Origin of the sequence: Empedobacter stercoris (genome assembly GCF_020281205.1) — a bacterium.
Taxonomy (GTDB): Bacteria; Bacteroidota; Bacteroidia; order Flavobacteriales; family Weeksellaceae; genus Empedobacter; species Empedobacter stercoris.
Genome location: NZ_JACXZC010000003.1, coordinates 87,332 through 113,329, shown reverse-complemented (window position 1 = coordinate 113,329; position 25,998 = coordinate 87,332). Strand labels below are relative to the sequence as shown.

Here is a 25,998-nt window from a genome sequence, read left to right as displayed (position 1 = left end):
GCAAATATAGTGTTAGTTTATTTATTTTTCCAACTATTTTTTAAACTTTTTACAGAATTATTTCTAACGTATCGTAAGCCAAATATTTATCTTTTGGTAATTGATTCTCAACTTCATCATGAAAACCCAAATGATGCGAAATATGTGTAAAAAAAGTTTGTTTAGCACCTATTAATTCAGCATATCGAATCGCTTCGTCTAACAAAATATGTGAAAAATGTTCATGTTCTACACGCAATGCACTTATAATCAAAATTTCTACCCCTCTTAATTTTTCTAAAGACTCTACAGGAATCGTTTTCACATCAGTTAAATAAGCAATTTTATCATCAATCAGATAACCCAAAATAGGCAATGGTCCATGCATTATTTTAATTGGTTCTATCGAGAATCCAGCAACTTCAAACTTATCTTCTTCAATATAATTTTCTATCACCGTTGGCACACCAGGATATTTATGTTCGGCAAACATATAGGGAAAACGATTATGCAATTCATCTAATACGCGTTTCAAACCATAAACATTCATGTCTTCACCAGATTTGAATACCAAAGGACGAATATCATCTAATCCCATTACATGATCATTGTGCTCATGTGTGTACAATATCCCGTCCAATCTTTGCGCATTGTAACGTAACATTTGTTGTCTAAAATCGGGACCACTATCTATCGTAATAATCTTACCATTTTTTTCTAATAACAACGATGATCGCAAACGTTTATCTTTTTGATTAGTCGACAGACATACAGGATGATCGCTTCCAATAATCGGAATTCCTTGCGAAGTCCCAGTTCCTAAAAAATGTATTTTTATATTTGATTTAGCCATAATGATTTGGTAAATTTACCACAAACTATTTGAAATATAATTATGGCATTAGAACAAGTTCTTACTCCTAAACAAAAAGCTTTAGAGATCAATTTGAATCCGAAAATATACGGTTCTTTTGCAGAAATTGGAGCAGGTCAAGAGACTGTTCGTTTTTTTTATCGCGCTGGTGCAGCTTCAGGTACTGTTGCGAAAGCAATGAGTGCATATGACAAAGAGATGTCTGATTCTATCTATGGTGTTGAGGAAAATCGTCGTTATGTAACACAAGCTCGTCTTAAAAAAATGTTGGATCATGAGATGGAATTGATGAAAGAACGTCTTATTGATGATCATTACAAAGAGAAAGCATTTTTTACTTATGCAAATACGGTTACTACTATTGATTATTCGAAAAAGAATGAAGGTCAAGGTTGGATAGGTTTACGTTTCAAATTGAATGCAGAAGAAGAAAAAGCAAATGAAATTATTTTTCATGTAAAATTCAAAGAAAATACAGCGCAATTACAACAAGAAACATTAGGTGTTTTGGGTGTAAACTTAATTTATGGCGCTTATTATTACCATGATAACCCAAGAAAATTAATCAAGTCTTTGTATGATACGTTGGATAAAGATCAATTAGAAATTGATATGATTAATTTCCGTGGTCCGCAATTTAAATATGTTGATAATCGTTTGATGTCGCTTCAATTGGTTAAAAATGGAATGACAGATGTTGCGGTTTTCAATCCACAAGGGAAAAATATTCTTCCAGCAGATTTACTTTACAAGAAAAATATCTTTGCTATTCGTGGTTCTTTCCGTCCTTTTATGAACGTGAATATGGACATGTTCAAAGGTGGATTAGAAATTTTTAAACAAGAAGATAATGTACGAACAGATAACACCGAAATTTTATTCGAGATTACACTTTCTAATCTGATTGCTTCTGGTTTTGAAGGCGAATTAAACGAACGTGATTTCTTAGATCGTGCTGATATAATTGGAAGTTTAGGTCACAATGTTATCATTTCTAACTTTTCTGAATATTATAAATTAGTTGACTATTTCTCAAAATTCACTCGAAATCAAACCAAAATTGGCTTAGCAATGGGTGTTAATAATTTGGTCGAGATTTTCAATGAGCAATATTATGCTGATTTACCTGGCGGAATTATGGAAGCTTTCGGAAAATTGTTCAAGAAAAATGTAAAAGTTTATTTATATCCATATTTAGACAAACAAAAAGATATTTTACTAACTTCTAAAAATCTACAAGTAAGTGACAACGTACACGAATTGTACAAATATTTCTTGTATAATGGACGAATTCAAGATATTCTGAATTATAACAGAGGTTATTTAGATTCTTATTCGCGTCGAATTTTAGAAAAAATTGCCAATGCTGAACAAGATTGGGAGAACGAATGTCCAGAAGGTGTTGCTGATATGATCAAAGATCGTGGCATGTTTGGCTATAAATTGAAGTATATTTTGGAGTAATTTATGATGTCAATCTGAACTCATTTCGGATTATTATCACAAACAATATGCGATGTTGAAATAAATTCAACATGACAAACCACTTCTGTAGAAGTGGTTTTTTGTTTTTATTCTAAATATCTCTTCTTTTCTAAGATAAAGTCTTTAATATTATCATTTCTTTTAATACTAATATTTATTTTTGATTTATTCTTTAAAATATCGTTCTGAAAATATTTACAAACATTTTCTTTACTCAAATTAGTAAAATCCATTTCTTCAATACTAAGAATTTCATCACCTAACTCAAGATTACCTTCATCTTCAAATAATAGTTTAATATATGGTTTATTATTTTCAAATGAATAGCCAAAACCAAAAGAATCTAAAGATTTTTTATTAAAATCTATTGGTTCGTTTTTTAAATAAATGTACTTGTTGCTCCAATCTATTATTACTCCAAAATTTTCTAAAAACTTATTTCCAATTAAGTTTTTTTCTCCAGACATAAAAATATGATCACTAAAAACTTTTTTTCCAATCTCAAAAGTATCTAATTTAAAATAATAGTTTTCGGATATTTTACTTTTATTAAAAGCACCGATTGATGAAATACCTTTTACATTAACTTTTTGAGAATCTTTTACTGATATTAAATTTCTATCAATAGAAAAGCCTCTGTTAGAACCTGTGTCTAATTTAAAGTTGAAAACATGATTTTTTATTGTTATTGGAAGTAATGGTGTATTTTGCCCATCTGTTGAAAAAGGAATCTTTAAAAAATACGTTGATAAATCAAAATTATTTAAATCTTCTGTTATAGTAATATTTCTTTTTAAATAGTCAATATTCCAAAGTGCTAAAGCCATTAAATTTTCCCCTATAATTCCATCAATATTTAGACAATCAAATTCAAAACCTTTAAAATCATAAATATGTGCTTCTATATTATAAAAAGAGGATTTTCCTATTTTAATTTCTGAAACAAAGGTATTATTAATGATTTCACGATTATTTTGTGAGTCCCTTATACTAGATGAAGATTGTACTTTTAAATTTAAATCTTTCTGAATTGACGTTGAAATAAATGTCAGCGCTCCAGTATCTACCAAAAAATTATACTCTTTATTATTAATCGAAACTTTTATAAAAGGTAAATTATTTATGTATTCTAAATTTACTAAATCAATTGATTGATTCATTTTAAGAAATGATTTTTTAGTTTGAGCTAAAAGCATTGTGCTAAAAAAGATTAATATCAATGGAAAATATTTCATTTTGTTTTATTTAAAGACTCAAAGTAATCTGAAAAGTTACAAAAAAAGCTCTGAGTTTCCTCAAAGCTTAAAAATCATTATATAAAAATTCTTTCGAATTAATCTTAATCTTCTAATAAATCAGCTGGATCATCAACAGAAACTTCACCCGTAACAGGTTCACCTTTGATTAAAGCGACAATTTTTGCTTCAATTTCTTCACATAATTCAGGATTATCTTTCAATACTTCTTTTACTGCATCACGACCTTGTCCTAATTTGCTGTCGTTATACGAATACCAAGAACCAGATTTATTTACAATTCCTTTCTCAACACCCATATCTAAAACTTCACCCACTTTAGAAATTCCTTCACCATACATGATATCAAATTCAGCTTGACGGAATGGAGGAGCAACTTTGTTTTTAACCACTTTTACTTTCGAGTGATTTCCGATTACCTCATCACCATTTTTAATTTGTGTCGAACGACGAATATCCAAACGTACAGAAGCATAGAATTTTAACGCATTACCACCTGTTGTTGTTTCTGGGTTTCCGAACATAACACCAATTTTCTCACGCAATTGGTTAATAAAAATTGCAGTACACTTTGTTTTGTTAATCGTACCTGTCAACTTACGTAATGCTTGCGACATCAAACGAGCTTGTAATCCCATACGAGAATCACCCATTTCACCTTCGATCTCCGCTTTTGGCGTTAATGCTGCTACCGAGTCAATTACAATAATATCTATCGCACCTGAACGAATTAAATTATCAGCAATTTCTAACGCTTGCTCACCATTATCTGGTTGAGAAATAATTAAGTTTTCTACATCAACCCCTAATTTAGATGCATAAAAACGGTCAAAAGCATGTTCTGCGTCAATAAATGCTGCAATACCACCTGCTTTCTGAGCTTCTGCAATTGCGTGTAACGTTAAGGTTGTTTTACCTGAAGATTCTGGTCCGTAGATTTCGATTACACGTCCTCGAGGATAACCTCCTACACCTAACGCTAAATCTAATCCCAAAGATCCTGAAGAGATGACTTCTATCTTATCATCAACAGCCGAATCTCCCATACGCATTACAGTTCCTTTACCGTAAGCTTTGTCCATTTTATCTAAAATCAGCTGTAGTGCTTTCTTTTTATTATCTAAATCGCTCATTATCTTATTTTTTTTTATTTTTCTAATATTTGTTTTGCGTGTTCCTTTGTTTTCACTTTTTCGATTACATCTGTAATCATTCCATTCTCATCAATAATGAAAGTTGTACGATGAATTCCATCAAATTCGCGTCCCATAAATTTCTTAGGTCCCCAAACGCCAAATGCATTCAAAATAGCATGGCTTTCATCTGCAAGCAAAGGAAAAGGTAAATTATTTTTCTCAGCAAAATTCTTTTGTCTTTTTACAGAATCTGCACTTACACCAACCAAATGATAACCTTGTGCTTTCAACGCATTTTCGTTATCGCGCAAATCGCATGCTTCGGCTGTACAACCAGGCGTACTTGCTTTTGGATAAAAGAAAACTACCAATTTTTTTCCTGCGAAATCTTGATACGAAACCTCGTTTCCATCTTGATCAATTCCTTTAAAATCTGGAACTTTATCTCCTACTTTTAACATGTTGATTTGTCTTTAGAACTTCTCGTAAAAATAATGATTATATCTTGAATCTGGATTGATTTAATTAATTAATCTTTTATTTCTACTACAAATGTAAGTTATTAAAACGTCAAAATAAGTCGTTATAAAATAATAAAGATAAAAATGATACATTTACATAAAAGTTTCAGAACTTATGATGTTAAAGAAAGAACGTGTGCAATTTGTGATTGATGAATTGGAAAAATTATACCCTACACCTCCTATTCCATTAGATCATCAAGATGCTTTTACCTTATTGATTGCAGTACTCTTATCTGCCCAAACAACAGATAAAAAGGTGAATCAAGTTACACCCGAATTATTTGCAAAAGCAGCCAATGCAAAAGCAATGTCACTATTAGAAGTGGATGAAATAAAATATTATATCCGCGAAATTGGCTTGTCAAATACGAAAGCAAAAAATATCAAACGATTATCCGAAATTTTACTCGAAAAACACAATGGCGAAGTACCTGAAAGTTTTGAAGAGTTAGAAGAATTGCCAGGAGTTGGTCACAAAACAGCTTCGGTTGTAATGGCGCAATGGTTTGGTCATCCTGCTTTTCCTGTAGATACGCACATTCATCGTTTGATGAAATTATGGAAGTTAACCAAAGGTAAAAACGTTGAAGAAACAGAGAAAGATGCTAAGAAAATTTTTCCGAAAGAATTATGGAATAAACTTCATATACAGATTATTTATTACGGAAGAGAATATTCTCCTGCACGTGCATGGAGCTTAGAAAAAGATTTTATTACGCGAAAAATGTTTGAATAAAAAATGCTCGAAAATTCGAGCATTTTTTATTATTTCACTAGTTGATAAACAAAACGTCTAAACTGTAAGGTGTCATTTACGATTAAACTATCTTGAATAATCATATAATACGGATCCAATTGTTCCATATAATATTTTTTCAATTCTCCATTCGTTGGGGTAACGTTCAAGGTTCTTTTCGATTTTTCAGCTTCAAAAGTATATTTTCCTTCTGTAACTGTTTCTTGACAATTTCCGTTAATCGTTTCAAAAACCACTGAAAAATATTTTTCTACATCTCTAAAATCTAACGTCGATTGCCTTTCACATTCTAATAACTTATCAACTGTATCTACATTCGCTCTTTTGTAACGAATTTCTTTCAACTGCCATTTGTTTGCGCGCAATAATTGATCCTGAGATATCGCTAAAGAATCATCTTCTTTACATGAAAAAATAGAAAGTAAAAAAGTTGAGATCAAAAATATACCGAAAAAATTTTTCATTTTAAATTCAAATTATCATGTAAAAATAAAGATTTTGATTGACGTAATAACATTATAAGTTTACATTAGAGTTTTTCTAAAATGTCATAACTGATTGTATTTGCAATTTTTTCATAATTTTTATCTGAATCCATTATTTTTTTCTCAGTAAATGTTTCAAAAGTTATTGTATTATCCTCGTTAACTTTGACAACTTTATCTTCAAAAACATAATCATCAATATAAAATTGTATTCTATTTTGTACAATTCTCCACAAAGTTAATCTTGGTTCGCTTGGGAAACAATTGCCATTTCTTCCTTCTACATAATTATAAATTGCGTATCCATTATCCCAAATTGTATAATTCCTCATTAATCGACAATTGTCAAAATCTTTTGATATTTTTTTCCCAGCTTCATAAAAACCAGCTTCTTTCAATTTCCAAAAACCGAGCACATTTTCTTTTTTTAACTCTTGTGAGAATGCTATGTTGGCTAAAAATAAAGTCAGTATAAAAATAAGTTTTTTCATGCGATTAATTTAGGAAGTAAAAATAAGTTTTATCTTGAGAATTAAATGCGAAAAATGAAAACTTTTTTGTCGAAACTTTTGATAAATTTAAACTATCAGTAACTTCTTTTGGAGAAAATAATGCAACCAATAAAATTATTGTGATCTCATCTGCAATTGGTGTGAAACAATCTTTTTATACCAAGTTTGCAATTTATTTAGCAAACAAAGGTTATTTAGTTTTCACTTATGACTATCGTGGTATCGGAGACTCTAAACCGAAAAAATTGAAAAACTTTAAAGCAATTTTTATCGATTGGGCTGACAAAGATTTTTTAAGTTTGACACAATATATTGAAGAATTTTATCCAACTCATAAAAAATTTTTAATTGGTCATAGTATTGGCGGAATAATGATTGGTTTAACACCTGCTTATAAAATTTATTCAAAAATAATTACAATTGGTTTGCAATACGGTTACATCAAAAATTTTCACCGAAAGGATAAACCAAAAGTTACGTTTTTCTTCAAAATTGCTATTCCTATTTTATCCAAAATTTATGGCTTTTTCCCTTCACAAAAAGTTGGAATGGGCGAACCAATTCCAAAAGGGATTGCCCACGATTGGAAGAAATTAATCTATTTTAAAAAATCAATAATAGATTATGCAGATCAAACACAGAACTTATTCGAGGAAATCACCAAACCTATTTTAATTATTAGCTTGGATGATGACTTTATGGCAACGCCAAAAGCTGTTGATCTTTTTGCTGAATTGGTGCTGAAAAATGCGAAGAAAAAACGTCTGAATATTGTTCCGAAAGAAGTTGGATTAGAAAAAATTGGGCATTTAGATTTTTTTAGAGAGAAAAATAAAGAACAATTATGGCAAATTCCTTTGGATTTTTTTGAGGAATAAAAAAAGCCCGAGAAAATCTCGAGCTTTTTGGTTTTATAAACGAATACTAATTCCTCCTAAAACATTAATACCTGCTTGCGGAAAATAATAACCTCCTTCGTAATAATAACCATTCGATTCGTATTCGACATCAAATAGATTATTAATTAAGAACGAAAATTCAAGGTTTTTAATTCCTTTTACTTTTGGTGAATAACGAATCAATAAATCTGATACCAAGTAACTATCCAATTTTCCATCTACTGGTTCTGTATTGGACAAATATTGTTCACCTACATATTTATTTGTTAAGTTAACCAGTACATTCTTGAATGGAATTGCTTCGAATCCGAATGCAGAAATTACATCTGGCGATAGTGCAATCTTCGTTTTTCCATATTCTTTTAATGATGAATTCCAGTTTTCATCCCACACTTCTTCTGTATAATTTTCGTGTTTATTCTCACTAAAAGTTATATTCCCAAAAATATTCAAACGATTTGGAATGATTTTATAATTTGCGTCCAGCTCAATTCCTCTTCTAAAACTCTTACCAGAATTAGTTCTTTTTCGACTTCCGACATCATTAATTTCACCTGTTGGAACTAATTGATTTTTATAAGCCATGTAGTACAAATTGGTACTTAAAGAAAGTCGTCCACTTTTTTTATACCCCAATTCATAATCTTGTAAAAATTCTTCTTCAGGCTTTTTATCTTTTCCATTTAGTCCTTCATAATCAATACGCAAAGGCTCTCGGTGCGAAATTCCATAAGAAGCATACAACGTATTAGTTGAATTTATATTAAAATTTACTCCGGCCTTTGGATTCACAAAATTAAACGTATCCGTAAATGGTCTAAATTCTTCTGCATCATTTTCGCCATTTGGTAAATATTTTGCATCATAACCTACATAACGATACTGTAAATCTCCAAAAAGATCAAATTTGTTGATTTGATACAGCACTTTTGCATAAGCTGCAAATTGTTTTTTTACGGCATTATTGTTATAGTATTTAAAATTTTTATCAGACCAATCTGTGTTGTCTACCCACAATACATTACCATAATGATCGCCATCATATTTGTTTGCAGATAAACCAAAAAAGACTTTAAAATCGTTCAACTTTTGATTTTCTACTTCCAAATTAAATCCATAAAAATCATTATCAAGATATTCTCTATTGATTAAGTTTCTTTTCTCTGATGTTAAATGATTTAATTTATAACGTTCTAATCCGCGATTATTTTTATAGCTCTCGTAATAACCTTTACCTTTTGTGTAATGAATCGTTAAATTAGACTTCCATTGATTTCCTAAATCTTGTAACCAAGACAAAAAATAATGATTCTGTTTGTAATTATCTGTATGATTATTATAATAGCCAAGCATATTTCCTTCCGAATCATACATTTCGCCTTCATAATTGTAGGTACGACCTTTTTTCAAGGTCTCCGCATCTACACCACTCCAAGCTTGATAAGTTTGTTCTTTACCAAACATATTCTGAAACCTAAATTTTGTTTTATCATTCAATTCATACAAAGCAGTCACATCATAGGAAATCAAGTCTGCCCAAGCACGATCTACATAACCATCAGAATCCAACTTAGAAAAACGACCGTCAACACTCAATTTATTGTTTAGTATTCTCCCTGTACCTGCCTGAAAAGTATACTTTTGCGTATTGAAGCTTCCAAAAGAAACATTTGCTTCTGCGAAAGGAATTGCAGATGGATTTTGAGATTCAATGTTTACACTTGCACCAAAAGAAGCCATTCCATTTGAAGAAGTTCCTACGCCTCTTTGTATCGTCATAGCATTTGTTGATGATGCTAAATCAGGCATATTTACCCAAAAAACACCTTGAGATTCTGGGTTATTTAATGGAATTCCATTCAAAGTAACATTAATCGATTGTTCATTAAGTCCACGAATTTTGATGGATGAATAACCAATCCCTGTTCCTGTGTCAGATGTAATAGAAACTGATGTAGCTGAATTTAACAATGTTGGAACATCTTGTCCTAAATTCTTTTTTTGTAACAGTTTAGCTGTTACTTTTTCAACTGTAATTGGAAGTTTTTCAACAATAGAAACTTCTTGAAGTTGAATTTCTTCTTTTTGAATTGTATCATTTTCTTGAGCATACAGTATGGATGCACCAAATAATGACAATAAAAAAATCGACCTTTTCATAATTAATTTTTAAAAATATTATGAAAGGAGCCATCTTACACTTATAAATTTTACGCGCGAATGTAATTTGGTGAAGTACCATTTCCCTTAGCAGCATTACCTGCCCAGGTTCTTTGGGTATAATCTCAGCCTCTTAATAAAGAAGCACCCCTTTCGATTGAAAATCAAAGATAATTATTTTTTTGAAATCTAAAAATTCACTCAAAAACATCTTCTTTTTTTTAAACAAAAAAAAACCTTCAGAAATACTTCCGAAGGTTTACAGGGTTTAGTAATAAATAAAGATTGATTTTCTATAAAAAAATCAATTGGCTTGGTTGGTATAATAGTTCAAATAATTATTAATTCTGTACAAAGAAAAAGTAGAATAAATTAACACCCAAACGAAAAAGTATACATAGTATCTAAATAGTGTAAGAAAATGCTGAAAAAATAAATAAATAGTTAGCTTTATTCTATTTTTAATTCCGCTACAATCGGAAAATGGTCTGATTTTATGTCTTCTCCTCGATAAAAATTTGTCACTTTCATCGATTTCGTAACCCAACATTGATCAATATTGGTACGAAATATTGGAATAAAAGCATTCCAAGAATTTTGTAAACCGAAACCAGATCGTGCGTCTTTCAATTTATCCGATTGGACTAATTTGAAATTCGGTGAATAAACCGTACAATTCAAATCTCCTATCAAAATAATGTTTTCAGTAGACAAAGCATCTATTTCATGTTTCATCAATTCGTATTGTTGATTGCGTTTTTCAAAACGTGCTTGGTTTGGTAAGGGAGGAACAGGATGTGTTGCTAAAATACTTACAGGTTTACCGTTTACAGAAATTTCCGCTAAGATAGACGGATGCATCTCATCTATATAGTTTTTTGTAGACACTTTTGTAAGCGGAACTTTAGAATAAATAGCTATCCCAAAATTATTATTCCTTACTTCCTCTTTATAGAAAGGATATTCTTGTCGAATAAATTCAACATTTTTTTGCCATGCTGGAGTTAATTCTTGTAAAATAAGTACATCACTTTTTTCTTTTTCTAAATAATTTTTCAAATAATGAAAGTCTTCATTCTGAGAAAAAATGTTGATTGAGGTAATCTTAAAATTAGATTTTTCTCCTTTTGCATTTTCTCCAAAATAGAAATTTCCTAAGTTTTTATACGTAATAATTGGAATTGCTACAAGCGGAATCAACCACAAAATATTTTTCTTTTCTTGTTTTCGAATCGAATAATTGTAAATCAAACACAAGAAAAAGGCAATAATCAACGCATAAATAGAATATTGTGCCAACATATCGAAGACGAAATATTGATAAAAACTTTTACTTGTTAAATAAATTCCTACAAATACAAAGAATAAAATCCTGCTCCATTTTGTTAACATCTCGTCAATACTTTTTTTGTTCTCGTAAAAATAGAAATTATATTATTTATTAACTTCGCAATATGATAAAAATCGGAATTTTAGGAGGAGGACAATTGGGGTATATGTTTTTGCAAAATGCATTGCAATATCCTTGCGAGATTAGTATTTTAGATCCAGCTGCTGATGCACCTTGCGGGCCACATGCGCATCATTTTGTACAAGGCGATTTCAAAGATTATGAAACGGTTGTTGCATTTGGAAAAGATTTAGATGCAATCGGGATTGAAATTGAACACGTAAATGTTGAGGCATTACGCTATTTAAAGTCAATTGGAAAACGAGTTGTTCCAGATCCTGAAGCTTTAGCGATTATTCAAGACAAAGGAGTTCAGAAAGAATTTTATGTCAAGAATAATATTCCGACTGCGCCTTATTTTGGTTTAGACAATTGGGAAGAATTGAAATCGAAACAAGATGTAAACTATCCAATTTTTCAGAAATCTCGAAAAGATGGTTATGATGGAAAAGGTGTTCAGTTCCTAAGATCTGAAGCTGATTTAGACAAAATGTTGCAATCACCTTCAATTTTCGAAACTCCTGCGAATTTAGATCGCGAAATTGCTGTCGTTACAGTTGCCGATCATTTGGGAAATATCGTCACCTATCCAACCGTAGAATTTATCATCAACGAAGAATATAATTTATTAGATTATCTATTAATTCCATCTTCATTAAGTAAAGAAATTACTGATCGTGCAGAAGCAATCGCTCGAGATGTAGTAAAAGCTTTGCAGTCTCCAGGCGTTTTTGCTGTAGAAATGTTTGTCAACAAAGACCAATCAATTTGGGTGAACGAAACAGCTTCGCGTGTTCATAATTCTGGTCATTCAACAATAGAAGCGGCTTACTCATCTCAATTTGATCAAATGTTAAGAACCTTAATGCAATTGCCTCTTGGTTCGACAAAATTATTCTCAACATCTGCCATGGTTAATTTGATTGGTGCAGAAGGTGAAACGGGACCAGCAGTCATCGAAAATATTGAAGAAGTTTTAGCAATTCCTGGAACCTATTTGCATTGGTACCAAAAAACAATCACGAAACCTGGTCGAAAAATGGGACATGTAACATTGGTGAATGATAATATAGAACAATTAAAACAAAACATAAAACAAGTCAACTCAACGATAAAAGTCGTTGCAAAAAAATAACACAACTATGGTAGGAATTATTATGGGAAGTGATAGCGATTTGCCTATCATGAAACAAGCAGCTGATCTATTAACAGAACTTAATATCCCTTTCGAATTAACAATTGTTTCGGCACATCGCACGCCACAACGTATGTTTGATTATGCAAAGACAGCACACGAACGTGGAATAAACGTCATTATTGCTGGAGCAGGAGGAGCTGCGCATTTACCAGGAATGGTTGCGTCTATTACGCCGCTTCCTGTGGTTGGTGTTCCGATTAAATCGTCAAATTCGATTGATGGTTGGGATTCTATTTTATCTATTTTGCAAATGCCAAATGGTATCCCAGTTGCTACAGTTGCTGTAAACGCGGCGAAGAATGCAGGAATTTTGGCTGCGCGTATTTTAGGCGCGACTAATCCTACTTTGCAAGAAAGGTTAATCCAATATCAAGAAGATTTACAAAAAGCTGTAGAAGCGAAGATAGAGCTTGTAAAAGGAGAATATCCGAATGGGTTTGATAGGTAAATTCTTCTTAGTTAATTATTCAAAAATAAATGGCTTCAAATTGGTATCATATTACGACTGGAAGTTTTGGTTATCCTCAACCAGAAAAAGACTTTGAATACATTAATGTGACTTACGACACTTCTAAAGCTTGCTCAACTTGTAATATTGGACTCGAACAAAAAAGTGAGTTTAGATTAAAGAATGAACCGAAAGTAAAAAACAGTCAATTTTTAGGGCTTAATTGGGTTTTTGACCAAATTTTTGTAAGACAAGAAGTCAAAGATGTTTTTGAAAAAGAAAATATTACAGGTCTTGAATTTTCACATCCTTTAATTAATAAAACAGGACTACCTCTTGCCGAATTTTATCAATTGCGAGTTGAAAATTTACTTTCTGAAGGGCTTATAACTAATAATCTTAAGATTGAAGTTTGTGAAATTCCTAAAGATAAAAGTATGCTTAAGTTTTTGACAGCAATTAATAGTCAACTTTCTAAAGGAACTTTCTGTGGAAAAACAAAATACAACTTTCCTCAAGGTGATAATTGCATAAAAATAAAGAAGGACGCACTTGAAAATAAAACTGATTTTTTACGATTAGATTATTATTTTGGAAGTGGAGGAAGTGCAAATAAACCAATAATAATTTCTGAAAAAGTTAAGCAAATAATTGACAGAGAAAAATGGAGAGGAATATTTTTAAAACAAATTGAATTAGTATAAAACTAAAAACTCCCAAACTTTACAGCTTGGGAGTTTTTATTATATGAAATTTTAAATCTTAACGTAAAGCTCTGTCGCGGTTATCAACCACATCAGCAGCTTGAATCAATGACTGTAACAATGTTTGTTGGAAACGTCCTTGTAATTGACGATTTAAGTTATCCAAGATCATTGAACCTTTTTGATTCTTTTGAATTTGTTGGTTTGAAGGAATAATATAGAAAACTCCCGCATTACCAGCAATTGCTTTAGAAGATTGATTTGGTTTTACACCAAACGCAGCTCCAACAACTTTAGGCTCTAAACCAATTCCAGTTAAATTAGAATTAGAAAAGTTAACTGTTGCATTTCCTTTTTTCGCACCAAATTTAGATGCAAAAGCATTTAAACCACCATTTGCAACTTGCTCATCTACCAATTTAGCCACTTTCTCCTGCATTAAAATTGGCTCTACATATTGACGAACAACACTTGGATGCGCTAAACCTTTGTCAAATTTTTCAACTAAATGAACAACGATGTAATCTCCTGTAGAAGATGTAAACAAGTTTGTTGCTCCTGTTTCAGTTTTCTTGTCAAAGGCCCATTTTAAGATATCCGCATCTTGATCATTTGGAATATCTTGTCCAATTGCAGCATAACGCTCAATACCCTCTGTTGTATTATTTAAATAACCTCCTTTTTTTGCAAGATTCTTGAAATCATTTAGTGATTTATTCTCTACATTCTGAACGTAAGTTCTTGCGTTTGTAAATGCTTTTTCTGTTGTCGCTTTAGAAGGCTCGATTGTTTTTACAATGTTTGCAACTTGATAAGCAGTTTTATTCTTTGCTTCATCAACTTTGATGATATGGAAACCAAACTGAGATTCTACCAAATCAACTGTTCCAACTGGTTTTGTAAAAATAAATCCGTTGTACGATTGATCTAATTGATTATTCTTTCCAACCCAACCAATACTTCCTTTTTGAATAGCAGATGATTTATCGTCTGATTTTGTTGCAGCAACTTCACCAAAAGAAGATGGATTAGCTTTTACATCAGCTAAAATTCCTTCTGCTAATTTTTTTGCTTCATCTTTTGTACGTTTCACTCCACTTCCGGCAGCGCTTCCTGTGTAAGCAACTAAAATGTGGCTTGATTTTACAGAATCTTTTACTTCTTTCGATTTAGAAAGTTTGTACAATTGATACGTATTTCCAACTTTGAAAGGACCTCCAATTTGTCCAACCGCAGCAGTTTTCAAGAAGTTTGTCGCTTCTGGACCTAATTGCGCTTGTTCTAATTCTGCTTTTGTAAAGAAATTCGGGATAAATGGTTTCTCAGAATTTTGAGTAACATAAACTGAATCACTTTTTGCAGCACTAAAAGCTTGAATAGTATCTGTGACATTATTCACTTCGTCATGAATAATTTGAGTACCTAAATATTTTTTGATATTTTCTAAAGCAACTGCTTCATCAGCAGAAGAGGCTCCAGCAGGAAAATATGTATAGCTTAATTTTACTAAACCTTCTGCTTTAAATAACTTCGGATATTTTGCTTCGTAAGCAGAAATTTCTTCGTCAGTTACTTTTACATTTAATTTTTTAGATAAAGTTGCGTAATCTACAAACGCGTACTGAATGTTTGCATTCGACACGTTATATCCTTGTTGAATATCTGCTTCTTTGTTTGTAACCGCTGTACCAGCCATTACATATCCAAAATATTTTTGAGATAAAATTTGTAATTTTATTTGTTCTGCTGTTTGCAACCAACCTCTGTATTGTTGTTGAGCTTCTGGACTTGCAGCGGCATTAGCTTCTAACTGTGCAATTTGTTGTTGTGCTTCAGCACCAGATGCCATTCCAAAGTTTTGTGCAACATACCCCCAGAATTCGTCATCAGAAACTTTTAAACCTAATTTTTCAGCATGTTGTTTCAACACTTTTTGACTAACTAAGCCATTCCAAGTTTGTTGAGCAATTTGATTTGGAGTTGCAGATTGACCTTGGTTTTCATACATCTTTTGTGTTTGATCGTATGCATTTTGATATTCTGCAATACCAATAGATTCACCGTTTACTGTACCTACTACAGACGGATCTCCAGTAAATAATTGTCTAATCTTTGAATTCTCTCCGAATAAATCTCCTGCAACGAAAGCTAACATTGCAACTCCGATTACAACGAAGATCAGCCAAGTTTTTTTACGAATTTCTCCTAAAACTGCCATTGTTTTATTTTAATGTTATTTCTATAATAGGTGGCGAAAATACGACAATACATTGAATAATAAAATAGAAGAAGCGACAAGTATTCGCTTTTTTGTTAATTATTTTAACGTGATTTAGAATTTTTGATTATCATCTACGTACTTAAATCCTTGATTATTGAATAAAGTGTAGGTTTCTAAATCATCTGTAGCTTGCAAACCGTTTTTCGCTGTTAACGAATCACCTTCGTTGCTAATTAAGTAAACTTCTTTCGATGTATAAACTGTTTTATTTTTTTTATTCCAAAATAATTGTTCGCTTTTCAACGAATCACCTTTCTCATTTACGATTATTACATTTCCTCTACCTTCATAGATTCCTGTGACATCACTTAATCTTCCCCAATCTGCCTGAAAATATCCAGGTTTTGTACTTCCTTTTTGATAAAAGTCAAGGTCTAATCCTTTTCTAAAAACTGTGTAAGGCGAATCAACCGTTTCGTACATTTCGATTAAAGGAGAACGCAAATTTCCGGAGATTCTTCCCGAATCTTTGTTAATAATATTGGCGTTAATAAGTGTGCGCGAAGGAAATTCGACCTTCTTTTTGTTGATAGGAGGAAGTTCTTTTTTACAAGAAAAAAGCAAAACGAAAATGCTCATTAAACCAAATATTATACTTGATTTAATCAAAACTTTTTCATCTGCTTTTTTATACAATTTTTGTTTGTCCAAAATTAGTCAATAACTCTTTTTCTAAACCAAATATCGTTGATATCAAATCCAACTTTCACACCGAAATAGTTTTCTTTGATTAAGTTGTTTGTTGTTTTTCCTTTTTGTCCATATTCCAAAGAAACATTCATCATAGAACCGTCATTTTGTTTTCCGATTGGAAATCCGAACCCTAATGTTGCTCCGTAAGCGTCTATATCTGTTCCGTAAATAGAATATTGAGCCGATTGATAATACATACCAGCACGGTAAGTTACACGATTAAAATAACTTTTGTAACTATTGTAATCTGGAATCCAGTATCCACCAACTGCTAATCGTACATTGTTTTTATAATCAACATTTGAAGTCATTACTGTATTTTCTCCCTCTAATGGTTGAGAGAAATCTTTCCAACTATTGTATTTAGCTTCAACTGCTAACGACCATGTATTATCTTTTGTATAAGCCGCTCCTAATGTAAAGATTTGAGGAATTTTTGTCTTACCATCATCAATTCTTATTAACGAAATTGTGTCCAAAGAAGCTTGAGTAGATCCAATGTAACTATATGTCGTTGTAAGATCTGTAACATCTGTTCTTAGGTTGGTACCTAATGTATAAGTTGCTCCTACATACAAATTATTTGTTTTACCAATTTTCTTTGTATACATTGATCCTAACGTAAATTGAGCGCCACGATAATTAGATTTATCACTATAATCAACAGCTAAACTTGCTCCATCTACAGCTAAGACTTCGTTACGTTTTAACTCTCCGAATAAATAATTAACGCGTAACCCTAAAGAAAATCCTTTGGCAAGATTTCTCGAGTAAAAAGCATGAATACTATTTAATCCACCCTCTCCTTTCATTTGGACTGATTGTTTAACATCATTTCTTTCTGATGTATTCATGATATCATATCCAAGGGCTGAATAAGGTTGAAAACCTAATCCAAAACTTCCTTTTTCTCCAACAGGGAATGCTAATGAGATATTAGAAACGTTAAAACGACCCGCGTTTTCTTTGTCTGTTCCAGATTTGAAATTATAATTTGTTCCACTTCCACTTGCGTTGAAAGTCGTCATACGCAAATTTTGGTTAGCTGCCGGATTCGAAAAGTTTGCACTTTGACCGAAAGGATTCGTAGGAACTGTTGAAATACCGCCCATACCAGCTTGTTCCGTATTATTATCAAATAATTGCTCCCCCACACCGTAAGCCGAATAGGGAGAAACTGATATTGATTGAGCTTTTATTGTTACCACGCTTAATAGTGATAAACTACAAATAATCCACTTCATTATGAATGTATAATAGAATTCTAAGACGCAAATATGATGATTTGTTGCGAATTGTAAAAATTAGATTGCAAAAATGAGCTGTTAAATCTCTATTAAAATATTTAACCCCCTTTATTTTCGGTAAAGATAAAAAATATTTTAAATTTATTTCTCGGTAAATGAACAAGATAGCGTTTTCGGCTAAAAAATATTTTAAATAATGTTTGGTAGAATAGATTTTCGCTCTATATTTGCATCACAATTAAGGCGGTGCCTTAGCTCAGTTGGTAGAGCAAAGGACTGAAAATCCTTGTGTCCCTGGTTCGATTCCTGGAGGCACCACTGCTTAAAACCTCAATCATTTCGATTGAGGTTTTTTTTATTTATTACTTTTTGATCTAAAATTTTCTTCAATAATTTACAACAAAAAAAACCGACACATTCCTGTGTCGGTTTCATTTATTTAAAAAACTTAAATTAATTAAGCTTGTTGTGCTTTGATTAAGTTTAAAGCTGAACCTGCTTTAAACCACTCAATTTGTTGTTCATTATATGTATGATTTGCTAAGATTGCATCTTTAGATCCATCTGCATGCACCAATTCGATTGTTAATGGTTTTTCTGGAGCAAACTCTGTTAAGTCCACAAAGTTGATTGTATCATCTTCTTGTACTTTATCATAATCTGCTTTATCTGCAAATGTCAATGCTAACATCCCTTGTTTTTTAAGGTTAGTTTCATGAATACGTGCAAAAGAACGAACCAATACAGCTACTGCTCCCAAATGGCGAGGTTGCATTGCAGCATGCTCACGTGAAGAACCTTCTCCATAGTTTTCGTCTCCTACAATTACAGATGGTACTCCAGCTGCTTTATAAGCGCGCGCCGTATCTGGTACAGGACCATATTCACCTGTTAATTGATTTTTAACTGAATTGACGTCTTGGTTAAATGCATTTACTGCACCAATCAGAGTATTATTCGAAATATTATCCAAGTGTCCACGGAAACGTAACCAAGGTCCCGCCATAGAGATATGGTCTGTTGTACATTTTCCGAATGCTTTGATTAATAGTTTTGCTCCTGTAATATTTTCACCATTCCAAGGTTTGAAACCTTCTAATAGTTGTAAACGCTCAGAAGATGGATTAACAATAACTTCTACTTTCGATCCGTCTTCAACTGGTGCTTGATATCCATTATCTTCATATTCATAACCTTTGCTTGGTAATTCCTCTCCTTTTGGAGCATCAAGCATAACCTCTTCTCCGTTTTTATTAATCAACTTATCTGTTTGTGGATTAAAATCTAAACGTCCTGAAATTGCAATTGCCGCAACCATTTCTGGAGAAGTTACAAATGCATAGGTATTTGGATTTCCATCTGCACGTTTTTTGAAGTTACGATTGAATGAATGAACGATTGTATTTTTTTCTTCTTTATCAGCACCTTCACGATCCCATTGCCCAATACATGGTCCACAAGCATTCGTAAAAATAACTGCATCTAAATCTTCGAACGTTTTTAACAAACCATCACGATCTGCTGTATAACGAACAACTTCTGAACCTGGATTAATTCCGAAAGAAGACTTTACTTCCAATCCTTTGTCTAAAGCTTGTTGAGCGATAGAAGCAGCTCGAGATAAATCTTCGTAAGATGAGTTTGTACAAGATCCGATTAATCCCCATTCTACATCCAAAGGCCAACCATTAGCTGCTGCTGTTTCTTTCATTTTAGAAACTGGTGTCATCAAATCTGGTGTGAAAGGTCCATTCAAACGAGGTTCTAATTCAGATAAATTAATTTCAATCAATTGATCGTAGAAATTTTCTGGATTTGCATAAACTTCATCATCCGAACGTAAGTAAGCTTTATGTTGATTAGCAGCATCTGCCACGTCATTACGATCTGTAGCTCTTAAATATCTTTCCGAAGCGTCGTCATAAGCAAAGATTGAAGTCGTTGCTCCAATTTCTGCACCCATGTTACAGATAGTTCCTTTTCCTGTTGCAGATAAAGATTCTGCTCCTTCACCAAAATATTCTACAATAGCTCCTGTTCCACCTTTAACAGTTAATAATCCAGCGACTTCAAGAATAACATCTTTTGGTGCTGCCCATCCTGATAATTTACCTGTTAATTTAACACCAATTAATTTTGGCATTTTTAACTCCCATGCCATTCCAGACATTACATCAACAGCGTCAGCACCACCAACACCAATTGCAACCATCCCCAGTCCACCTGCATTTGGCGTATGAGAATCGGTACCAATCATCATTCCTCCAGGAAAAGCATAGTTCTCTAATACCACTTGGTGAATAATACCTGCACCTGGTTGCCAGAATCCGATACCATATTTATTTGAAACAGATTCTAAGAAATTAAATACCTCCGAAGATTTATTAATTGCTTCTTGTAAATCAGTTTTTGCACCAACTTTAGCTTGAATCAAGTGGTCACAGTGAACTGTAGAAGGAACAGCTGTTTTGGTTTTACCAGCTTGCATAAATTGTAATAAAGCCATCTGAGCAGTTGCATCTTGCATTGCAACTCGATCTGGTGCAAAATCTACATAAGACTCGCCTCTTGTGTATGCTTGTGTTGGATTTCCATCAAACAAGTGAGCATATAAAATTTTCTCCGAATACGTTAAAGGACGCCCCACGATAGCTCTTGCAGCATCAACACGTTCTTGCATTTTAGCATAAACGCCTTTGATCATATTTATATCAAATGCCATAATAATTGTTTTTATTTTATTGGTTTAAATTCATCAAAAAATATACCCCAATATACTGAATTATTTAATATTTAACATCTTTTGAGGATTATAATCTTTTTAAAACAACCCTAACTCATTTAAGATTAACACATAAAAAAAGGCTGATCTAAAATAGATCAGCCATGATTATATTCTCTTTCACGAACGATTAGTTCATAGAAATTGGTTTAAACTTTGTTAAGTTGATTCCTTCAACAGCAGCTTTGTACTCTTCGATAGAAGGAATACGTCCTAAAATTGCTGATAAAACAACTACTGGCGTAGATGCTAATAAAGATTCTCCTTTTTTACCATCACGATCCTCAACAACACGACCTTGGAAAAGACGCGTTGAAGTAGCCATTACAGTATCACCTCTTTCCGCTTTTTCTTGGTTACCCATACATAAGTTACAACCAGGACGCTCTAAGTACATAATGTTTTCATATTCTGTACGTGCTTCTGACTTAGGTAACAAGTCGCTAAACTCAAATCCTGAGTATTTTTGTAACATTTCCCAATCACCTTCTGCTTTTAATTCATCGATGATGTTGTAAGTAGGCGCTGCAACAACTAAAGGAGCTTTGAACTCAACTTTACCATTCGCTTTCTCTACATTACGTAACATTTGAGAAACTATTTTTAAATCGTCTTTATGCACCATACAAGAACCTACGAAACCTAAATCTACGTGTTTATCACCACCATAGTAAGTTAAGTCACGGATTGTATCGTGTGTATAACGTTTAGAAACATCCGCATTATTTACGTCTGGATCGGCAATCATTGGCTCTTCGATAATATCTAAGTCAATTACTACTTCCGCGTAATATTTTGCATTTGCATCTGGCGTTAAAGCAGGTTTAACACCTGTTTTAATTTCTTCGATACGTTTGTTAGCTTTATCGATTAATCCTTGTAACACTTGGTTTTTGTTATCCATTCCTTTCTCGATCATGATTTGGATACGAGATTTTGCAATTTCTAACGATTGGATTAATGTATCATCTTGAGAAATACAGATAGATGCTTTCGCTTTCATTTCTGCAGTCCAGTCTGTAAATGTAAACGCTTGATCTGCTAATAATGTACCGATATGTACCTCAATGATACGACCTTGGAATACATTTTCACCGTCAAATTGTTTCAACATTTGCGCTTGCGTAGCATGAACCACATCACGGAAATCCATGTGTTGTTTCATTTCTCCTTTGAAAGTCACTTTTACAGACTCTGGAATTGGCATTGCAGCCTCACCAGTTGCCAAAGCTAATGCTACAGTTCCAGAATCGGCACCAAAAGCAACTCCTTTAGACATACGTGTGTGCGAGTCACCACCGATGATGATAGCCCATTCGTCCACAGTAATGTCGTTCAATACTTTGTGGATAACGTCTGTCATTGAGTGGTAAACTCCTTTCGGGTCACGTGCTGTAATTACCCCGAAGTCGTTCATGAACTTCATCAATTTAGGGATGTTAGCTTGCGCTTTTTTGTCCCATACTGATGCAGTGTGACATCCTGATTGGTAAGCACCATCTACAGTTGGAGCGATTACTGTTGCTGCCATTGATTCCAACTCTTGCGCTGTCATCAAACCTGTAGTATCTTGAGAACCTACGATGTTTACTTTAACACGAACGTCAGATCCAGCGTGCAATACTTTTCCTGGAGTTACACCTACTGCGTTTTTGTTGAAGATTTTTTCTACAGCTGTCAAACCTTGACCTTCGATAGAAACTTCTTTAGAAGGAGCAAATACTGTTGGAGCAGTGATTCCTAATGTTTCAGCAGCAAATGTTTGAATTTTCTTACCAAATACGATAGCATAAGAACCACCTGCTTTGATAAATTCTAATTTTTGAGGAGTTAACGATTTAGAAATATCTTTCAATTCTTTATCTCCGTTGTATAATTTTTTAGTCTTCGTATTAATTGTCAATACAGTTCCAGTTTCTACTGAATAAGCTTGCTCTAATACGATGTCTCCGTTTTCGTTACGAACTACGTTTCCGTTTTCGTCCACTTTCTTCACCCAGTTTTGTAAATCAATACCGATACCACCAGTAACGTCAACTGTCGTTAAGAAGATTGGAGAAATTCCGTTTGTTCCAGCAACGATTGGCGCGATGTTCACGAAAGGTACATAAGGAGAAGCTTGTTTACCTGTCCACAATGCTACGTTGTTTACACCTGACATACGAGAAGATCCTACCCCCATTGTTCCTTTTTCAGCGATCAACATCACAGAAGCATCTGGGTGTTTCGCTTTCAAAGCAACGATTTCTTGTTGTTGCGCAGGCGTCATCATACATTGTCCGTGTAATTCACGGTCTGAACGAGAGTGCGCTTGGTTTCCTGGAGAAAGTAAGTCAGTAGAAATATCCCCTTCTGCAGCGATATAAGTTACAACTTTAATTTCTTCTGGAACTTCTGGCAATTTTGTAAAGAATTCCGCTTTTGCGTAGCTCTCTAAAATATCTTTTGCAATTGTGTTTCCTGCTTTGTAAGCATCAGCTAAACGAGCTGTATCTGCGTCATATAAGAAAACTTGTGTTTTAAGAACTTCCGCAGCTTGTTTTGCAATTTCTTCATCATTTCCTAAAGCTAAATCTAAAAGAACTTCAATTGAAGGACCTCCTTTCATGTGAGATAACAATTCGAATGCAAATGTTGGTGTAATTTCAGCAACAGTTGCTTCTCCTAAAATAATCTCTTTTAAAAATTTTGCTTTTACACCTGCAGCAGAAGTTGTACCTGGCAACGTGTTATAGATAAAGAATTTAACAGAATCCTCTCGGTATTCGCTGTTAACATCTTTAATTTGATTAATGATTTCACTTAGTAATTCTGCACCATCAATTGGTTTTGGATGTAAACCTTGACCTTTTCTTTCTTCAATCTCGTTAAGATACTCTTGGTAAAGACTCATAATTATCTATCTTTTCTTTTAATATTAAAGATTGTTTAAAATCAAGCTACTTACACCTGATTTCATCCAATCAAAATGAATTATATAATAACACTTCGCTGTATCGTTACATCTTATGCCTAATTATTTTTCAACAAAAAATCATTTTTGGCATAGGTAACCACTGTTATCAGAATACAAACTAAGTATGTAATTTTGTAAAGTTGCCATTTAAAAAAAATAACCATCACTTAATCAATAATTAAAGTGATTGAAATTACTTTTTAAATTTTTATTATCACACAAATTTTTAGTTAAAAAGCATTGTAATTAATCATAATTTGGCATACAAAATTACGTTTATAGTAACGATTTCTCATCAAAGGATGATATATTTTAGTTATATTCTAATAATTTAGAACTATTATAAAAAAGATGTAAATTTCACTTTTACAATCAATTAAACGTAAATAAATAGAAGTTAAAAATATAACGTATTCTAAAATATCAACTTCATAATTTTAAGCCCTTTTTTTTACGAAATTGAATTAATTATAAATTTTAATAACTATTCAATAATCAATCTTTAGAATTGCTATCAATCATTTAAACAATCTCAAAAATCAATCAAAAATATTCAATATGAATAAATATTGTATATTTATAATAATTATACAATTATAATGAGATATTATACAAGTTTTTAGTAACTTTGCCCCCTTAATTCATTATTATAAATATGAAACTTTGGGATAAAGGTTTTACCATTAATGATAAAATCGAAAAATTTACTGTCGGAAAAGACAGAGAATTAGATGCTCATCTTGCAAAATATGATGCGTTAGCATCAAAAGCACAAGCGAACATGCTCGCAAAAACAGGTTTGATAACAAACGAAGAAAACGATACGTTACAACTTGCTTTGGATGAGATTTTGACATTAATTGCTGCGAACAATTTCGAAATAGACGAAAATTACGAAGATATACATTCAAAAATTGAGGCTTTTTTAATTGAGAAAACCGGTGATGCTGGAAAAAAAATTCACGTTGCACGTTCTCGAAACGATCAAGTTTTGGTAGCAATTCAACTTTTTGAAAAAGAATATCTAAAACAGACAACTGAAAAAATTGTCCATTTAATTGAAATCTTTTTAAAAAAAGCAGACGAATTTAAAAATCATCAATTACCAGGATATACGCATTTTCAGGCTGCTATGCCAAGTAGTTTCGGAATGTGGTTTTCTGCTTATGCAGAAAGTTTATTGACCGATTTATACTTTTTTGAAGCTGCATTTAAAATTTCTGACCAAAATCCATTAGGTTCTGGAGCTGGTTTTGGAACAAGTTTTCCAATTGATCGTTTGCAAACAACACAAGAATTAGGTTTTTCAGAGATTTTAGTTTCATCTGTCGGAGCTCAAATGCTTCGTGGAAAAACAGAAAAATCTGTTGCATCTGCTTTGGCAATGATTTGTGGCACATTGTCGAAAATGTCTTATGATTTGGTTCTATACAATTCGCAAGATTTAGCTTTCGTTAAATTACCAAATGAGATGACAACTGGCTCATCGATTATGCCACATAAGAAAAACCCAGATGTTTTTGAATTAACTCGTGCACATTGTAATAGAATTCAGGCATTGCCAAATGACATTATGATGACGGTCAATAATTTACCAAGTGGTTATCATCGTGATTATCAGATTTTGAAAGAAATCTTATTTGAACCAATGATGCAATTTGATAACATTATTGACATCTTAACTTTTGCAATTCCTCAACTTCAGATTAAAGACAACTATATGAATCAGGAAAAATATGATCCGATTTATACCGTGGAAAATATTAACGAAGCCATTAAAAATGGAACACCTTTCCGCGATGCTTACAAAGAAGTTGGATTATCTGTAGAAAATGGAACGTATATTCCGCACAAAGAATTTAAAACAACACATATCGGAAGTATTCATAATTTGAGATTAGATTTGATTTCGAATAAAGTTGAAAAATTCAAATTAGAAGCCCAAGTAATGAAATAACTTCTTGTAATTAATAAAAATATCAACCTCAACTTCTATAAATTGAGGTTTTTTTAATTTACAATTTTATAATTTCGGAATATTCAAACATATAAACAACTGAAATAAAGTATTTTGTAAAATAAAAATCGATTTACAAAATAATTACAACAGATTTTTATTACATAAGGTCAAAATCATTCTAACTTTGACTTATCAAATAACAAATTTGTTTA

20 protein-coding genes and 1 tRNA gene are annotated in these 25,998 nt (G+C 32.4%); 8 read left to right on the top strand and 13 right to left on the bottom strand.

What is annotated here, in order from left to right; all coding sequences use genetic code 11:
• Positions 1 to 49: 49 nt before the first annotated feature.
• The gene (locus IF125_RS02530) at positions 50 to 832 is read right to left on the bottom strand and encodes an MBL fold metallo-hydrolase (protein WP_225541403.1); all 783 of its coding nucleotides are present in this window, start codon (positions 830 to 832) and stop codon (positions 50 to 52) included.
• A gap of 39 nt (positions 833 to 871) precedes the next feature.
• Between IF125_RS02530 and IF125_RS02525 the strand changes: the two genes are divergently transcribed.
• On the top strand, positions 872 to 2,317 hold the full coding sequence (locus IF125_RS02525) for a TonB-dependent receptor (protein WP_375781344.1): 1,446 nt from the start codon (positions 872 to 874) through the stop codon (positions 2,315 to 2,317).
• Positions 2,318 to 2,424: 107 nt separating this feature from the next.
• Here the strand turns inward: IF125_RS02525 and IF125_RS02520 are convergent, their stop codons facing one another.
• The 3 genes from IF125_RS02520 to bcp all read right to left on the bottom strand — a co-directional run bounded on the left by IF125_RS02520 (position 2,425) and on the right by bcp (position 5,197).
• A complete protein-coding gene (locus IF125_RS02520; RefSeq protein WP_225541402.1) occupies positions 2,425 to 3,573 on the bottom strand; it encodes an aspartyl protease family protein in 1,149 nt (382 codons plus the stop codon).
• Between the two features lie 104 nt (positions 3,574 to 3,677).
• On the bottom strand, positions 3,678 to 4,727 hold the full coding sequence (gene recA / locus IF125_RS02515) for a recombinase RecA (protein WP_171622999.1): 1,050 nt from the start codon (positions 4,725 to 4,727) through the stop codon (positions 3,678 to 3,680).
• A gap of 14 nt (positions 4,728 to 4,741) precedes the next feature.
• Positions 4,742 to 5,197 carry a thioredoxin-dependent thiol peroxidase gene (bcp, locus tag IF125_RS02510; RefSeq protein ID WP_171623052.1) on the bottom strand — a complete coding sequence of 152 codons (456 nt, stop codon included), beginning with the start codon at positions 5,195 to 5,197 and terminating at the stop codon, positions 4,742 to 4,744.
• A gap of 172 nt (positions 5,198 to 5,369) precedes the next feature.
• Between bcp and nth the strand changes: the two genes are divergently transcribed.
• Positions 5,370 to 5,990: an endonuclease III gene (gene nth, locus IF125_RS02505; protein ID WP_171623051.1), complete on the top strand. Its 621-nt coding sequence runs from the start codon at positions 5,370 to 5,372 to the stop codon at positions 5,988 to 5,990.
• Positions 5,991 to 6,019: 29 nt separating this feature from the next.
• On the opposite strand, the gene IF125_RS02500 is transcribed toward nth, so the two are convergent.
• Both IF125_RS02500 and IF125_RS02495 read right to left on the bottom strand, forming a co-directional pair.
• Positions 6,020 to 6,475: a lipocalin family protein gene (locus IF125_RS02500; RefSeq protein WP_225541401.1), complete on the bottom strand. Its 456-nt coding sequence runs from the start codon at positions 6,473 to 6,475 to the stop codon at positions 6,020 to 6,022.
• A 65-nt stretch (positions 6,476 to 6,540) separates the two neighbouring features.
• Positions 6,541 to 6,987 carry a lipocalin-like domain-containing protein gene (locus IF125_RS02495; protein ID WP_225541400.1) on the bottom strand — a complete coding sequence of 149 codons (447 nt, stop codon included), beginning with the start codon at positions 6,985 to 6,987 and terminating at the stop codon, positions 6,541 to 6,543.
• A 140-nt stretch (positions 6,988 to 7,127) separates the two neighbouring features.
• On the opposite strand from IF125_RS02495, the gene IF125_RS02490 reads away from it, so the two are divergent.
• On the top strand, positions 7,128 to 7,886 hold the full coding sequence (locus tag IF125_RS02490; RefSeq protein WP_225541399.1) for an alpha/beta hydrolase family protein: 759 nt from the start codon (positions 7,128 to 7,130) through the stop codon (positions 7,884 to 7,886).
• Between the two features lie 33 nt (positions 7,887 to 7,919).
• Here IF125_RS02490 and IF125_RS02485 read toward each other — a convergent pair whose 3' ends face one another.
• Both IF125_RS02485 and IF125_RS02480 read right to left on the bottom strand, forming a co-directional pair.
• Positions 7,920 to 10,067 carry a TonB-dependent receptor gene (locus IF125_RS02485; RefSeq protein ID WP_225541398.1) on the bottom strand — a complete coding sequence of 716 codons (2,148 nt, stop codon included), beginning with the start codon at positions 10,065 to 10,067 and terminating at the stop codon, positions 7,920 to 7,922.
• Between the two features lie 450 nt (positions 10,068 to 10,517).
• Positions 10,518 to 11,459, bottom strand: coding sequence for an endonuclease/exonuclease/phosphatase family protein (locus IF125_RS02480; RefSeq protein WP_225541397.1), 942 nt, complete (start codon positions 11,457 to 11,459; stop codon positions 10,518 to 10,520).
• Between the two features lie 62 nt (positions 11,460 to 11,521).
• Here IF125_RS02480 and IF125_RS02475 point away from each other — a divergent pair, with 62 nt between their 5' ends.
• The 3 genes from IF125_RS02475 to IF125_RS02465 are packed head-to-tail and all read left to right on the top strand — an operon-like array spanning position 11,522 to position 13,867.
• On the top strand, positions 11,522 to 12,652 hold the full coding sequence (locus IF125_RS02475; RefSeq protein ID WP_225541396.1) for a 5-(carboxyamino)imidazole ribonucleotide synthase: 1,131 nt from the start codon (positions 11,522 to 11,524) through the stop codon (positions 12,650 to 12,652).
• A 7-nt stretch (positions 12,653 to 12,659) separates the two neighbouring features.
• Complete coding sequence (gene purE / locus IF125_RS02470; RefSeq protein ID WP_225541395.1) at positions 12,660 to 13,163, top strand: 5-(carboxyamino)imidazole ribonucleotide mutase; 504 nt, start codon at positions 12,660 to 12,662, stop codon at positions 13,161 to 13,163.
• Positions 13,164 to 13,192: 29 nt separating this feature from the next.
• Positions 13,193 to 13,867 (top strand): hypothetical protein, encoded by a 675-nt coding sequence (locus IF125_RS02465; RefSeq protein WP_225541394.1) that lies wholly within the window; start codon positions 13,193 to 13,195, stop codon positions 13,865 to 13,867.
• Positions 13,868 to 13,925: 58 nt separating this feature from the next.
• On the opposite strand, the gene IF125_RS02460 is transcribed toward IF125_RS02465, so the two are convergent.
• From IF125_RS02460 to IF125_RS02450, 3 genes are all read right to left on the bottom strand, one after another.
• Positions 13,926 to 16,085 (bottom strand): peptidylprolyl isomerase, encoded by a 2,160-nt coding sequence (locus tag IF125_RS02460; RefSeq protein ID WP_225539607.1) that lies wholly within the window; start codon positions 16,083 to 16,085, stop codon positions 13,926 to 13,928.
• 114 nt (positions 16,086 to 16,199) lie between these two features.
• Positions 16,200 to 16,799 carry an LPS export ABC transporter periplasmic protein LptC gene (gene lptC / locus IF125_RS02455; RefSeq protein ID WP_171623784.1) on the bottom strand — a complete coding sequence of 200 codons (600 nt, stop codon included), beginning with the start codon at positions 16,797 to 16,799 and terminating at the stop codon, positions 16,200 to 16,202.
• A gap of 2 nt (positions 16,800 to 16,801) precedes the next feature.
• On the bottom strand, positions 16,802 to 18,085 hold the full coding sequence (locus tag IF125_RS02450; protein WP_225539606.1) for an OmpP1/FadL family transporter: 1,284 nt from the start codon (positions 18,083 to 18,085) through the stop codon (positions 16,802 to 16,804).
• Between the two features lie 248 nt (positions 18,086 to 18,333).
• On the opposite strand from IF125_RS02450, the gene IF125_RS02445 reads away from it, so the two are divergent.
• Positions 18,334 to 18,406, top strand: a tRNA-Phe gene (locus IF125_RS02445).
• A 139-nt stretch (positions 18,407 to 18,545) separates the two neighbouring features.
• Here IF125_RS02445 and IF125_RS02440 read toward each other — a convergent pair.
• Both IF125_RS02440 and IF125_RS02435 read right to left on the bottom strand, forming a co-directional pair.
• Entirely contained in the window at positions 18,546 to 20,810 is a 2,265-nt protein-coding gene (locus IF125_RS02440; RefSeq protein ID WP_225541393.1) for an aconitate hydratase, read from the bottom strand.
• 190 nt (positions 20,811 to 21,000) lie between these two features.
• Positions 21,001 to 23,763: a bifunctional aconitate hydratase 2/2-methylisocitrate dehydratase gene (locus tag IF125_RS02435; protein WP_225541392.1), complete on the bottom strand. Its 2,763-nt coding sequence runs from the start codon at positions 23,761 to 23,763 to the stop codon at positions 21,001 to 21,003.
• A gap of 718 nt (positions 23,764 to 24,481) precedes the next feature.
• Here IF125_RS02435 and argH point away from each other — a divergent pair.
• A complete protein-coding gene (gene argH, locus IF125_RS02430; RefSeq protein ID WP_225541391.1) occupies positions 24,482 to 25,783 on the top strand; it encodes an argininosuccinate lyase in 1,302 nt (433 codons plus the stop codon).
• The last annotated feature ends 215 nt before the right edge of the window (positions 25,784 to 25,998 follow it).